Origin of the sequence: Arthrobacter psychrochitiniphilus, from assembly GCF_003185915.1 — a bacterium.
In the GTDB taxonomy this organism is placed as follows: Bacteria; Actinomycetota; Actinomycetes; order Actinomycetales; family Micrococcaceae; genus Specibacter; species Specibacter psychrochitiniphilus.
In genome coordinates, this window is record NZ_QHLZ01000013.1 from 23090 (window position 1) to 36491 (window position 13402).

General features: G+C 59.9%; 15 protein-coding genes. 8 read left to right on the forward strand and 7 right to left on the reverse strand.

Annotation, left to right across the window (positions count from 1 at the left end):
- Positions 1 to 40: 40 nt before the first annotated feature.
- Positions 41 to 739, forward strand: a complete 699-nt coding sequence (locus CVS29_RS15900; RefSeq protein ID WP_245932287.1) for an IclR family transcriptional regulator — start codon at positions 41 to 43, stop codon at positions 737 to 739.
- 151 nt (positions 740 to 890) lie between these two features.
- On the opposite strand, the gene CVS29_RS19220 is transcribed toward CVS29_RS15900, so the two are convergent.
- The 4 genes from CVS29_RS19220 to CVS29_RS15915 all read right to left on the reverse strand — a co-directional run bounded on the left by CVS29_RS19220 (position 891) and on the right by CVS29_RS15915 (position 2435).
- Positions 891 to 1007, reverse strand: coding sequence for a hypothetical protein (locus CVS29_RS19220; RefSeq protein ID WP_342766786.1), 117 nt, complete (start codon positions 1005 to 1007; stop codon positions 891 to 893).
- A gap of 87 nt (positions 1008 to 1094) precedes the next feature.
- On the reverse strand, positions 1095 to 1601 hold the full coding sequence (locus CVS29_RS15905) for a beta-L-arabinofuranosidase domain-containing protein (RefSeq protein WP_170121008.1): 507 nt from the start codon (positions 1599 to 1601) through the stop codon (positions 1095 to 1097).
- Complete coding sequence (locus CVS29_RS19285; RefSeq protein WP_110107314.1) at positions 1553 to 1846, reverse strand: beta-L-arabinofuranosidase domain-containing protein; 294 nt, start codon at positions 1844 to 1846, stop codon at positions 1553 to 1555. Before CVS29_RS19285 ends, CVS29_RS15905 begins: the two co-directional genes overlap by 49 nt.
- 397 nt (positions 1847 to 2243) lie before the next feature.
- The gene (locus CVS29_RS15915; protein ID WP_110107315.1) at positions 2244 to 2435 is read right to left on the reverse strand and encodes a hypothetical protein; all 192 of its coding nucleotides are present in this window, start codon (positions 2433 to 2435) and stop codon (positions 2244 to 2246) included.
- A 239-nt stretch (positions 2436 to 2674) separates the two neighbouring features.
- On the opposite strand from CVS29_RS15915, the gene CVS29_RS15920 reads away from it, so the two are divergent.
- On the forward strand, positions 2675 to 3631 hold the full coding sequence (locus CVS29_RS15920) for a hypothetical protein (RefSeq protein ID WP_146213084.1): 957 nt from the start codon (positions 2675 to 2677) through the stop codon (positions 3629 to 3631).
- 24 nt (positions 3632 to 3655) lie between these two features.
- Here CVS29_RS15920 and CVS29_RS15925 read toward each other — a convergent pair whose 3' ends face one another.
- Positions 3656 to 4429 carry a spermidine synthase gene (locus CVS29_RS15925; protein ID WP_170121009.1) on the reverse strand — a complete coding sequence of 258 codons (774 nt, stop codon included), beginning with the start codon at positions 4427 to 4429 and terminating at the stop codon, positions 3656 to 3658.
- Complete coding sequence (locus tag CVS29_RS15930; RefSeq protein ID WP_110107317.1) at positions 4429 to 5625, reverse strand: aminotransferase class I/II-fold pyridoxal phosphate-dependent enzyme; 1197 nt, start codon at positions 5623 to 5625, stop codon at positions 4429 to 4431. Before CVS29_RS15930 ends, CVS29_RS15925 begins: the two co-directional genes overlap by 1 nt.
- Positions 5626 to 5829: 204 nt before the next feature.
- On the opposite strand from CVS29_RS15930, the gene coaD reads away from it, so the two are divergent.
- The gene (coaD, locus tag CVS29_RS15935; RefSeq protein ID WP_110107318.1) at positions 5830 to 6345 is read left to right on the forward strand and encodes a pantetheine-phosphate adenylyltransferase; all 516 of its coding nucleotides are present in this window, start codon (positions 5830 to 5832) and stop codon (positions 6343 to 6345) included.
- A 54-nt stretch (positions 6346 to 6399) separates the two neighbouring features.
- Here the strand turns inward: coaD and CVS29_RS15940 are convergent, their stop codons facing one another.
- A complete protein-coding gene (locus CVS29_RS15940; RefSeq protein WP_110107319.1) occupies positions 6400 to 7497 on the reverse strand; it encodes a hypothetical protein in 1098 nt (365 codons plus the stop codon).
- A gap of 416 nt (positions 7498 to 7913) precedes the next feature.
- On the opposite strand from CVS29_RS15940, the gene CVS29_RS15945 reads away from it, so the two are divergent.
- From CVS29_RS15945 to CVS29_RS15965, 5 genes are all read left to right on the forward strand, one after another.
- Complete coding sequence (locus CVS29_RS15945; protein ID WP_373366694.1) at positions 7914 to 8366, forward strand: YceD family protein; 453 nt, start codon at positions 7914 to 7916, stop codon at positions 8364 to 8366.
- Positions 8367 to 8424: 58 nt separating this feature from the next.
- Positions 8425 to 8628: a 50S ribosomal protein L32 gene (rpmF, locus tag CVS29_RS15950; RefSeq protein WP_054011667.1), complete on the forward strand. Its 204-nt coding sequence runs from the start codon at positions 8425 to 8427 to the stop codon at positions 8626 to 8628.
- Positions 8629 to 8682: 54 nt separating this feature from the next.
- Positions 8683 to 9468, forward strand: a complete 786-nt coding sequence (gene rnc, locus CVS29_RS15955) for a ribonuclease III (RefSeq protein ID WP_110107321.1) — start codon at positions 8683 to 8685, stop codon at positions 9466 to 9468.
- Positions 9468 to 10415, forward strand: a complete 948-nt coding sequence (gene mutM, locus CVS29_RS15960) for a bifunctional DNA-formamidopyrimidine glycosylase/DNA-(apurinic or apyrimidinic site) lyase (protein WP_110107322.1) — start codon at positions 9468 to 9470, stop codon at positions 10413 to 10415. The genes rnc and mutM overlap by 1 nt, the downstream gene beginning before the upstream one ends.
- 164 nt (positions 10416 to 10579) lie before the next feature.
- Positions 10580 to 13144 (forward strand): NPCBM/NEW2 domain-containing protein, encoded by a 2565-nt coding sequence (locus CVS29_RS15965; protein WP_110107323.1) that lies wholly within the window; start codon positions 10580 to 10582, stop codon positions 13142 to 13144.
- Positions 13145 to 13402 lie beyond the last annotated feature (258 nt).

Below are 13402 nucleotides of genomic sequence, written 5' to 3' on the forward strand. Positions count from 1 at the left end.
GATTTGCCGCAGGTATCAGCCTCGCTCCACCATCTATCACTTGCTGGCAGCGCTGATGGACGACGGTTTTGTGGTGCATCTGTCCGAAGAGCGCAAATATGAGCTGGATGTGACAGCCCATGAGCTGGGCACGGGCTACACGCGCCAAGTTCCACTTCAGCGTCTGGCACGTTCTCCCCTGGCGCAACTGGTAGGACGGACCAAGCTGACTGCCCACCTTGCCGTCATGCGCGGACGGCAAGTCAACTTCCTCATTGAAGAGCAGGCTGAACTGCAAAGCGTGCTTGTGACCAAGCCAGGTGTTCGATTACCTGCCCATCTCACTGCCAGTGGGCGCGCTATGTTGGCTGCCATGTCCTCGGACCAGCTGGTGGCCCTCTGTTCGGCACCGGAGGCTGTCCTCACCAGATATGACACTGATATCCAATCGATGGGTGGGCTCAATGCGCTGCTGAGAAGCATCCGTGAGCGAGTCTTCTTCTGGGAACAGGACGAGGTCACCAATGGTTTCTCAAGTCTCGCAGTTCCGGTATTTGACCGCAGCGGGGTGTCTACCGCTGGCGTCACTCTCACCGTTGCCAACCGGTCTCGGTTGAGCCCGGCTGAGCTGGGCAAGAATGCGGCTTCGGGGACAATCCAAGAACTCATCGTGGGTCTGGACGATCTTGCCACCAATTGGTGGCCAGAGGTGAAGCGTTGTGCTGCGGAGATCTCGCGACGGCTCCGTCCTAACAGTTGAATCCTGATGGGGTTCAGCTTTCACCGCCACGTTTCGGGCAGCGTCAAGGGAGAAGATGGCGTCCAGTACGCACCCGCCGCCATCTTCACCTCAGCGGGAGGTGAGATGGCGACTGGCGGGGAAGGCCGGCATCGGACGTTTCTTGATGAGGCTAACTGGTCCGCAGCCACACCCGCATGGTGACCGGCCCCTGATTGCCCCACTGTTGATACGGGATGAGCGCCACCTGCAGCGACGGTGCCGGTAGCGGCATGCGCGGCATCGCCATAGGGCCAGGCGGCACGTTCTCCAATGCTCAATTGGCACTGGAGAAGTTGCCGTCCACCTTCAGGGATGGACGCGGTGCCGAGCACCATCACGCAGTCATCCACATGTACGCCCGCCGGGAGACTGGAGAACTCCAAGCAGTGCACACGCGGACCCTGCCGCACCGCCAGGAACCACGGATTGTATCGATGCTGGAATCCGCCCGCTTGCTCTGTTCCTGGGGCTCGGCGGCCTCATCCGGACTGCGCCGGTGCAGCGTGTGGGCGTAGCAGAACGCACGGCTGTCAGGGAAGGACGCCGACGCCACAATGTTGTACAGCGTCCGCTCGATCAGATCGGCATAGCCCGCCTTGCCCGTGGCCAGCAGCAGCACTCGACAGTAGAGCATGCGGAAGGCAACCACGGCATAACTTTCGCAATAGGCTTCGCCCGTGTGACGGGAGCCCAATCCACCGGTGTTGTAGGTGAGTGCCGCCTCCGTATTTTCTTGTTGACGTTCCACGGCGGCGAGCATCTCTGTCGCTCGTGTATCCAACGCCAGGTCCACTACCGAGGCGGCGCAGTACAGGGCCCGCACGGCATGGCCCACAAGCACGGTGCGCTCGCGTACCGGCGTACCGGCGTATCGTCGTGGTAGTAGTCCCGGCCGAGCTCTATGTCCGGCAATGTGCGGTGGCCGTGCCGTTCAATGAACGGCTGAGCCTGGTCCCGGTATTTGTTGTTAGCTGTGGAGCGGGCGAACTCCATGAGTCCCAGTTCAATCTCGGCGTGGCCACAGGACTTTTGCAGGCCATCCGGGCCGAACGTCTTGAAGATGTGGTCAGCCACGCGTCGCGCCACAGCTACGAGTTGGTCTTCGCCGTGACGGACGTGAGGATCAACTCCAGCTCAGCACTGGAATATGAACGGTTCACGTAGCATTAGAACCTAAGAAGTTCGTTATTCCCCGAGCCAGAGGGATCCCTGTCCTTGCGGCACTCGACTCTTGAGCCTGCGTTGACGGGACCAATACTGGGGCCGTACAGGGCCCAAAAAAGACGCGAGGCCGAGACCAGTCTTAGTGGACTGCGAGCGAGAATTGCGGTTCAGAGACGCCTGTTCCAGCCGGATACTTCCTGCACGAGCAAGAAGATTTGCAGTGCAGGAGAAAACACAATAAGAGCCCACGGTATGCCGTTCCATACCAGTGTTGCCCTAACATTAGCGGATAGCAGCGTTGCCTATGAGTCTTCGTCGGTTAGCTGGAGAAGAGGGGTGCCAGAGCCAGTGCCAATGCTGCGGCTGCCAGAATCACGACTGCTGACGCGATGACGGCGAAGACGCGGCGCTTGTTGCGTTCGGAATGATCCACAGCATGGTTCAACCGGCGGAACGACTGCTGGGTAGTGCTGCGACGGCCCGTTGAGGGGCGTCTTGTTGAACGGGACATTGGTCTCCATGAATAGACGGCAAAACGTCCAGGTGCTAATCCGAACAGTATTCCACTCTACGGGAATCTACCCGTGCACTGGGAAGACGGGCCGTGTAACGGCGGTCTCTCTCGCTAGGCACAGCCTCGGGAGGGCTTGCAAGGTGGGGCGTGGGGGATTGAAAACCCACCGTTGACAGGCCCACGGGGCTGTCATAAGTTCAGGACACTGCACACTTGCCGAGCCAAAGGCTTCAATTATGCGTACCCGGACTGCAATCATTGCGCTCACTCTTGGAGCTATGGCATTTTCCTCACTGACGGCCTGCACTGGCGGGACTGCAGAAAAATCAGGGGGTGGGGGAGAAACGGGCGGAGCTACCATCGGCACTACCCCAACGAGCCTGGCTGGCACTGAACCTTCAGCCTTTTCAACGCCCCCCGCTGCAACGGCCTCCAGCGCAGTAGATATTCGGAGCGTTGATCTTGCCAACACCACGTGGATGTACTCCTTCCTGGGACGTGAACTCCCGTACGAGGTGACGCTGGTCAACGGCGAGGCAACGAAGAATCCCGGGGAGTTTTCCAGCTCTTTCAAGCTTGGCCAGGTGGTCTATGGCGATGTTGACGGGGATGGTGATGAGGATGCCGTGGCCCAGCTCAACGGTGCGACGCCTGAGGGTGGTAGAGGTTTTTGGTACATCTGGATCGCTGATGTGTCCGGGGCTGTGCAGCTGAAATATCCCATAGCTGAAACCAGCTGTTACGCGTTAGTCCTGCCGCCGGAGATCACCGATGGGGCCATCAATCTGACGGAGTACCTGCACATTCCTGGAGTTGATGACGAGATTCCATGCTCTGAGCCGGGTACGGGTTTGAAGAAACGAACCATTACTGTCATCACAGATAGCACAGGTTCAACAGATGGCTCCGGACCAGAGATGTGGCCGGTACAGACGGCCCCGGTTGTTGCTTGGGGTGGCATGTGCCCTGGACCAGCAAATCCTGACGCTACACCAGGTCTAGTCGATCTGTGGGCGAGTCCGTCTAAGACTGCCCAGGTGGCTGCCACTACCGAACAGGACGGCGTAATTTTTGAGCAAATCGACTCTCCCTTAGTAGAACGTGAGGGATGGAGCCTGGTGGGCTTTAGAATATTCGGTGTCAAATCGGACCTTGGCGGCAAGGATATGGCCTGCGCTTGGGCGCCCAAGTGACGTGAAGCTTGGCAGGGGATCTAGCTAGGTGGTCAGCTCATCCACGTCAGTTCCAGCCAAAACCGTTGCCGGATGCGGCCCTGCTGCCACGAGTGCCTGAGCCCAGCCGTCAGGCCACGGCTGGTTCCGCCCCAGCAAGATGATATTGCCCGGATAGCGGCGGCTAAATAGCATGCTCGTACCATAAGCGGCCACGTTGCTCATGGCTTCCTGCATGGCCTTCGTTTGGCTCGTGACCAGTGTGAAACCGGGCTCGTCACCCACATTGACTGCGAGTACCCCTCCCGGTGCCAGACGTGCTGCGGCTTCTCGGTAGAAATCTGCGCAGGCGAGGTGGGCAGGTGCCTCGGGGCCGCTGAAAATGTCCAAAATGATGACATCGAACCTCAGCTCCAGAGGCAGGGCCGCCATCTCCTCCCGAGCGTCACCTACGTGGGTGTTTAGGACAGTGCCCGCGGGCAGTGGCAAGGCTTCCATGACAAAGTCCAGCAGTCCCCGTTCCAGTTCAACGGCGTGCTGCACAGATCCGGGCCGGGTGGCTTGGATGAAGCGTGCCAACGTGAGGGCACCGGCGCCCAGGTGCAGCGCCGTGATGTGCTCACCGGCGGGTTTGACCAGATCAATGGCATTGGCAATGCGTCGCAGGTATTCGTAGAACACTTCATGCGGTGCAACAAGGTTTACGTGCGACTGCTCCGCGCCATCAATACTCAGAACGAAAGCATCATTGTGCCAGGGATCGGGTTCAATGGTGGCGTGGACGCCGCTGGTGCGCAGGAAACGGCTAGGTATCGCCATTAGAGCTTGTCTTTCAAGGTGGCGAGGCGTTCGGCAGCCTGCTCCAGCAAAGGCTCCTGCTTGCAGAATGCGAAGCGCAAAAGGGAACGGGTGCGGTGGGCGCCCTCGGGGTGGCAGAACACCGGGACGGGAATGGCGGCCACGCCAATGAGCTTCGGAAGCCGGCGTGCCAGTGCGGTGGCGTCGGTGATGCCCAGCTTTTGAGTATCGGCGTTGATGAAGTACGTGCCCTGTGGCAGGTAGACATCTAAGCCCGCTGCACGGAGTCCTTCGGCGAGGATGTCACGTTTGCGGGCAAGCGTTGCCGCCGCGTCCGTGAAGAAAGTATCCTCCATCCGCAGGCCGGCGGCAATGGCACCCTGGAAGGGCGTACCGGAGGAATAGCTCAGGAACTGCTTGACGGTGCGGGCCGCAGCCACCAGCTCCGCCGGGCCAGAGAGCCACCCAATCTTCCAGCCTGTAAAGGAGAAGGTCTTCCCGGCAGAGGAAATGGTGAGCGTACGGGCGGCGGCGCCGGGGAGCGTGGCTACGGGTATGTGACGGGTACCGAACGTGAGGTGCTCATAGACCTCATCGGTGAGGATGACGGCGTCGTACTTGATGGCGAGGCGGACCACTTCGGCCAGCACCTCCACGGGGAACATGGCACCGGTGGGGTTGTGCGGGTTGTTGAGGATAACCAACTTGGTACGAGGGCTGAAAGAATTTTCCAGCGTTGCCAAATCCGGCATGAAGTCCGGTGCCAGCAGCGCCGCGGTGGTGTGGGTGGCGCCGGAGAGCCCGATCATGGCGCCGTAGGAATCATAGAAGGGCTCAAAAGTGAGAACCTCATCGCCCGGGCCCGTCAACGCCAAAACTGCGGCGGCGATGGCCTCGGTGGCGCCGGTGGTGATGATGACCTCGTGCTCCGGGTCTAGGGAAATGCCGTAGAAGCGGTCCTGGTGCTCGGCAACTGCCCGGCGCAAATCGAGGATGCCCTTGCCCGGTGCGTACTGGTTATTGCCTGTGGCGATGGCTTCCTGGGCGAGCTTGCTCAACTCGGCCGGGCCGTCCTCATCGGGGAAGCCCTGACCCAAATTGATGGCTTGGTGATGGTTGGCGAGGGTGGTGATTTCCTCGAAGATGGTCACGCCAAGGGAACCGTCAGGGCCCAGCAGGTTGGCGCCTTGCGCGGTTCGGTGCCAGGGCGTGCTCATGGGTGCTCCTAAAGTAGTGCGGGTTACGTGGCTACGTTACCGGCACTGGTGCGCTAAGCCCTAGTAGGCGGCCGGGAACTATCCGGTGCCGCCCGGCCCTGGTGGATTGCTGCCGGAGCATTACTAGTCAGTACTGTTTGAAACATGACGGTCCCACAACAAAACATTGGTCAGAGGTATGCCGCGTCGGCTAGATTCGTGGGTATGCGACGCGCCGTATGCCCCGGATCCTTTGACCCTATCCATAAGGGACACATTGAGGTGATTGCCCGCGCGTCCGGCTTGTTTGATGAGGTCATTGTGGCCGTGTCCACAAACTATGCCAAGAAGTACCGGTTTACTCTCAATGAGCGTTTGGAGATGGCCCGGAATACCTTCTCCGCACTGTCCGGAATTGTGGTGGAGCCCATGGGCGAGGGGCTGCTCTCTGACTACTGTCACGCCCGTGGTGTCTCCGCCATTGTGAAGGGACTGCGTTCATCCTCGGATTTTGACTACGAGTTGCCTATGGCCACCATGAACCGTCAGCTTTCCGGAGTGGAGACAGTGTTCCTTCCCGGCGACAGCCGCTACCTGCACCTTTCCTCCACACTGATTAAAGAAGTGCACACTCTCGGCGGAGATGTGGCGGACTTTGTCCCGCGTGCCGTGTTGCGCCGTTTGCAGGGAGACGTGGGGCCAGACACCACCCCTGTCTCAGTGGTCCAGCCCAAGCGGTAACCGCCTGTGCCCGTTGCGCTTGCACCGGCGGACGTGTGCAGATGGTTGACGGCATTATTGTTCGGGTGGGCGAGGGGGTTCAGCCGGACCGCCAGCGGTGCCGGGATCCACCCCCGGAGGGAACGTGGTTTCCGACAGCGGCGAATAAGCGAACCAGCCGGTGCCCGGGAGTGCTGAGAAGGTCTCCAGCCGGGCCTTTTCCGCCGCGGCGGCCGCAACGAGGGCCAAGAGGGCGCTGGCGGCGGCTGGATTCGCAGCAGGAACCCCTGAGGTGAACATCCGCCGCTGTGCCCCATGCTCGTAGGAGTGGAATTCGACGGCGAACATCTCACCGAGCTCCTCGGCCAGTTTCTGCGCGAGTGAGTTTCCAGTGACGGTGAAAGTGGCAGCCGCCTCAGGGGACACCCACTCATCATCGGCCGTCAGGGACGAGTAATAGCTCGCCTCCCACTCCTGCAAGGCCGCAACCAGTGACGGGGAGAGCGCCGAATCGTGGTACGGCAGAGGGTCATGGAGCCATAGGGCGGTGCCTGCATAGTCGGGGAACAGGCGCACCTTGATGAGGCCATCGAACCGGGCACGGGCGGCAACAGCTGGCTCATCAGTCACTGACGTGTCCACGTCAACCACACAGCCGGTCACCTTCTTGTGCGGCGATGGGCCGGAGCTGGCAGGTGCGGCAGGCGGCGGGTAGCTGCCCAACGGCCTGAGCATCTGGGGTTCTCCGGGAGCGGGCACCCATGATGTTCCCTCCGGATTCTCGGTGGCATAGATCAGTGAGGACTCGGTGAGGGCAACAATGGTTCCCTGAACCCGGGGGAAACCCTCCGGGGCGGCGCCGTAGTCGGTGGCGCTGAGGATACCCGTGACGGTCAGGTGCCCGGCCACCCGCCGCGGTGCGGCCCAGAAAACGGAGAATCCTTCACATTCCAGCTCCGTGGGAAAGGTGCCCAGCTCCCCGCCGGGATGGTCCGGACGGGGTACCGCAACGCAGGCCAAGGTGATCTCCGTGCCGAAGCAGCCGTAGAAACCGTGAGGATTGACGTCAGGGGTTTCCAGCACCAGCACATGATCCAGCAACTGGCCAATGGCAGGAGGGGCAATATCGCCATCGCCAATCTGCCAGTCGGGAATGTACACAGGAATGATCATGGCAGTTACTATGCCTTGAAGTCGCTGTCAACGGTAGGTGGGCCGATCTGCCGAGCCAGCTATCCGGCGTCGTGCGTTCCAAGGCCCCTAAACGTCGCCGCCCTGGGGGAAAACGGGTGCTGGCGCAGGGATTTGTGCACCACCACCTGGCTGAGAGTTACATCACGCAGAGCGGTTCGCCGAGTGGGCCCTTTTTGTCGTAGACTGAATAAGGCCAATTTGGTCTGGTACCACTCATTTTGATGCCCGGGAGCTTTCGGGCTACGATAGTGCGTCGGTCATATGTTCTTACAGGAGTTCTCATTAGCGAAACCACGTTGGGCACCAAGCCCAGCCATGGCACGCCCCTCACCGTTAGTGTAAGGGAGCTTGGGCGCAGCCCAGGCAGTATGTGGAAGTTCGAAGAGCGTATACCTGTGCCGGAAGATTTTGGCACCCCGCTCATTGGCGCGGTTCCGCGATCCGAATTGGATCTGGAACTCCGTTTTGAGGCCGTTCATGAAGGTATTCTTGTTTCGGGTAACGTACTTGTTGAAGTGACAGGTGAGTGCTCCCGCTGCTTGGAGACGTTCGAGGATGACTTCGAAGTCGATGTGCAAGAACTTTTCTTCTACGAGGAGCCGTCCGCGGAATTCCTTGAACAAGAAGAAGATCAGCAACGTTGGGTCGAGCACGATTCTGTCGATCTTGAACCGGTGTTGCGGGACGCAGTGGTAACCGCCCTGCCGTTCCAGCCGGTGTGCCGGGAAGACTGCGAGGGTCTGTGTTCCGAATGCGGAATACACCTTGCGGATGAGCCGGGGCACCATCACGAGATCCTAGATTCTCGGTGGGCTGCCCTACAGGGCTTAACCGGCGAAGAAAACTAGCAAATAAGTTTTACTCATGGGCAGATGCCTGTGAGTTATCGAGAGAAAAGAGTTTGCCGTGGCTGTTCCCAAGCGGAAGATGTCCCGTGCCAATACGCGCGCACGCCGTTCCCAGTGGAAGGCCACCGCGCCTGCTCTGGTCAAGACCATTGAAAACGGCGAGGTTGTCTACAGCCTGCCGCACCAGGCCAAGGTCGTCACCGACTCAGCTGGTACCGCACTGTTCTTGGAATACAAGGGCCGTAAGGTTGCTGACGTCTAAAACGTCCGTTCGGGCATTCGCCCGTTCGATTGGTTAATATTTAGCAGGAGTGTCATGTCCGCAGAACTTCCATCACCGGAACTCACGGACGGACACAAGCTGCTGTTGAAGCGTCTCGGTGTCAGTATTGATGCCGGGACGCTTCGTCTTGCCCTGACGCACCGTTCCTACGCTTATGAAAACGGTGGCATCCCCACCAACGAGCGCCTCGAGTTCCTGGGAGATTCCATCCTGGGTTTCGCCGTCACGGACGCGCTCTACCGCGATAACCCTACACTTCCCGAGGGGGACCTGGCTAAGCGCCGTTCCTCCGTGGTCTCCACCCGCGCCCTGGCCTCTATTGCCCGCGAGCTCGGTGTGGGTGAATTCATCTATTTGGGCCAGGGCGAACGCCTCACCAAGGGCCGGAATAAATCTTCCATCCTGGCTGACACCATGGAAGCGCTCATCGGCGCCACCTACCTCACGCACGGCATTGAAATCGCCCGCCAGCTGGTCATGCGCTTAGTTGGCCCGCTGCTGGCCGACTCTGCTGTCCTGGGCGCCGGGACCGACTGGAAAACCAACATTCAAGAAATTTCCGCCGCCCGCCACCTCGGCAGCGTTGTTTACGAGATCACCGGCACCGGCCCAGACCATGACCGCAGCTTCTCCGCGGAGCTGGTCATCGGCGGCCAGCACTACGGTTCCGGCGTTGGTCCGTCCAAGAAAGAAGCCGAGCGCGCCGCCGCAGCTGCCGGTTGGATAGTGTTGGGAGAGAAGTTTTCCCCCACTGCCAAGTACGACGCCGACCCCTCCTCCGAAGCCGGCTCACCCACCGCGTCGCCCTCCGGGCAGTAATGCCTGAGTTGCCCGAGGTTGAGGTAGTCCGCCGGGGTCTAGAACGCTGGATTGCCGGGCGCACCATCACCTCCGTTGCTGTGCCGGACCCGCGCTCCATCCGCCGTCACGCATTGGGTGTTGAGGACTTCCGCGGCAACCTGCTCGGTACCACGGTGTTGGACGTTGTCCGGCGAGGCAAATTCCTGTGGTTTCCGCTCAGTGACGATCCCTCCTCTACTGCCGTGCCACACACTGCCCTGGTGGCGCATCTGGGCATGAGCGGACAACTATTGGTGGAATCACGGGAGCAGCCGCACGAAAAACACCTCAAGGTCCGGCTTTCCTTCTCTTTGCGGCCCGATGCGCCCGAGGAACTGCGGTTTGTTGATCAACGAATCTTCGGCGGACTCTTTGTCACCTCTCTCATTCCAACCTCCGATGGACTCCCCGGAGGTAGCGGAGGATCGGGTTTGGCCTTAATCCCGGCTGAGGCCGCTCACATTGGCAGGGACCCGTTGGATCCGGACTTCGATCTGGAGGCGCTGCATCAGAAGTTCCGCGCACGGAAGACCGGGCTGAAACGTGCCCTGCTGGACCAATCATTGGTGTCCGGGATTGGCAATATTTACGCCGACGAGGCGCTCTGGGCGGCCAAGATGCACTACGCCCGCCCCACCGAGACCATGCGCCGTCCCGATACGGAGAGAATCATTCATGCCGCCCGCGAGGTCATGACCAGAGCTTTGGATGCCGGCGGGACCAGCTTCGATTCCCTCTACGTCAACGTCAATGGCGCTTCCGGCTACTTTGCGCGGTCCTTGAATGCCTACGGCCGGGAAGGCAAATCCTGCTACCGCTGCGAGGAACTTGGCCTAACCAGCATCATTGGGCGTGAAACCTTCATGAACCGCTCTTCCTACAGATGCCCCTTCTGCCAGCCGAAGCCGCGCAACGCCCGTCTCTGAGGGCATTGATTGGCACGTTTTGTGGCCGCCCCAAGTAAGTAGTTGGGTTAATAATCCAGCACGATAACAAGAGCCCTTGTGCGCCACATCACGTTATCGATAACATGTGGTTGATTCTTATCCCAGATATCTACTTTGCCTGAAGAGATTGCGAGTTCTGCAACGTGCGTAAATCAAAGTTCAAACCCAAGGCGCCGTTTGGCTGGAAGTCCGCCACGGCCGCGCTGATGGGGTTAGCCCTGGTGGGCGGCCTTGCCGCGGGTGGAGTGCAGCCGGCCCAAGCATTGGACAACGGCCTTGCTCTGACACCGCCCATGGGGTGGAATAGCTGGAATCAAGTCCGTTGCTACGGTTTGAACGAGACCATGGTCAAGGCCACCGCAGATGCCATGGCGGCAAATGGCATGGCTGCGGCAGGCTACGAGTACGTAGTGGTTGATGACTGCTGGCAAGGCGGCCGGGGGACTGACGGTGTTTTGTTCAGCCATCCAGACCGTTTCCCCAGCGGCATGAAGGCACTGGGAGACTACATTCATTCAAAAGGCTTGAAGTTTGGAATCTACGGTGTTCCGGGAACAGAGACCTGCGCGAATTTCTGGGATAGCTATCCCATCTATGGGCTGGGCAGCTTGAACCATGAACAACAGGATGCCGATACCTTTGCAACCTGGGGTGTTGACTACCTCAAGTACGACTGGTGCAGGGCTGACGAAACAGACCAGCTCAAACGCCCCGCCGCCTTTGGCAAGATGCGTGATGCTCTGAAAGCAACCGGGCGGAACATAGCGTATGGAATCTCCGAATACGGTGTCACCGAACCCTGGACTTGGGGTGCTGATGTGGCCAATCTTTGGCGCACCACCCATGACATAGCACCCAACTGGGGATCCATCACGGGCATCATCAACTCACAGGCCGAGCTTTCGCCCTATGCGCGCCCCGGCGCATGGAATGATCCTGACATGCTGCAGGTGGGCAACGGAAGCCTGACCGCAGATGAGAACCGCAGCCACTTCGGCATGTGGGCCATGTTGGCTGCACCGCTCTTTGCAGGCACCGATCTGACAAAGCTGCCGGCAGAGACTGTAAAAACCATCACCAACCGGGAGGTTATTGGCGTAAATCAGGACCCCTTGGGCAAACAGGCTGTGCGTGTGAGTAACGCAAACGGTCTGCAGGTGTGGGCCAAGCCGCTCTCTGGCGGTGACATCGGAGTGGCGCTGTTCAACACCACTGGCGCAACGGCCACCGTTGGCTCTACTGTGACGCAGGTAAATGGCCAAGGATCCTACAGTGTCCGGTCGCTGTGGGACGGGGTAGACGTGGCCAACACGTCCAGTTCGTTCTCTGCCACGGTGCCCAGCCATGGCACAGCAATTCTGCGACTGACACCGGGCGAAAAGCCTGGCCTGCCGACAACTCCGTCAGTTTCGGGTCAACTAGCACTTGCGGCCGGTGAGTCTGGCACTCTCGAGGTCAGTGTCCGCAACGGTGGCACGGCACCTCTGACGGGCGCAAGCCTGCAGTTCGGCACTGCGACCGGTCTGACATTGCCCACAGCAGCAGTGCCTGTAGCTACAGTGGCGCCGGGCAGTACTGCCAAAGTATCTGTCCCTGTCACGGCCGCAGCGACCGCCGGCGGCAGCATTGCCGTACCGGTGACATTGACCTCAGGCACGTCCAGCTATGCCTTCCAACTCGGAGTTGAAGTCCGCCTCCCCGACACAGCCTACGTTTCTGACCTTGCGTGGATCAGCTCATCAAACGGCTGGGGCCCGCTGGAACGAGACAAGGCAGTAGGCGATAAGGCAGCCAACGACGGCCCTGCACTGAAGCTGGCCGGCATCACCTATCCTAAGGGACTGGGCGCCAACAGCCCGGCCAGTGTGAAAGTCAATGTCGGCGCCCAGTGCACCACATTCCAGGCCGTTATTGGCATCGATGATGACGTTAAGGCACGAGCGGCTACCGACAAAGTTGTTCCGCGCAGCACCTTCGAGGTGTACGCAGACGGCAAACTCGTCAGCAACACAACCATCGCCATGGACACCAACTCACCCACAACCATCAGTGTGGACGTCAGCGGTGCCCAGATTATTAAGCTGCGAAACGCTCTTGTGGGCACTGCCAACACTGCGTCATGGCATGCATGGGCGGACTGGGCAGATGCCAAGCTAATCTGCGGTGTGGTTCCAGTGGAGCCCACGGCTCCTGCGACTGATCCGGCGACGACGGCTCCGGCTACGACGCAGGCCACGTCTGATCCGGCGACAGCGCCGTCTACAACACCTTCGACGAGCGGGCCCGCCGCGGGCAGCACCACCACGGCTGCTGCCGGTGTGATTGTTGCTAAAGACGCCTACCGGGGTACTGCCATCACGTTCAAGGGCACTGGGTTCCTGCCAGGAGAAGTAGTCTCAGGCACAGTGTTCAGTGAGCCGACGGATATTGGTTCAGTGACGGCTGATGCCCACGGCAATGTATCCATTGGATGGATTGTTCCGGAGAACTTTGCTACCGGGGAGCACAAGATTGTGTTGACCGGTGCTGATTCTGAACGGACTCTGGTGGGGATTTTCAACGTCCTGACCACAGAGCAGACCGGAACAGGCGATCTGGCCAGCACCGGTACCAACACCAACGCTTTGTGGGCTGCGGCCAGCATCATGGCGCTCCTGGGTGCCGGTATTGTGATTGGCAACCGTCGACGCGCAGGACTGCACAGCTAGCAACACCTAGGACGGCTCTACCCTGTCAGGGGATTCCTGAGCCAGCCAGCAATTGATAGACAAAGGCGGGGCCCGGTGAAACATTCGCCGGGCCCCGCCGTTGTTGTCAGCAAGATAGTTCCCATGACACGAACGGTGTGAGCCGAACCAAATACAGCAAGAAAGCCCTGCAGCAGGACAGTGACACAGCAGAGCTGGCTGCCGTTGCCATTTCGTTGCAAACAGACACTGGGACAGCGGCGCTCCCCGCTATATGCT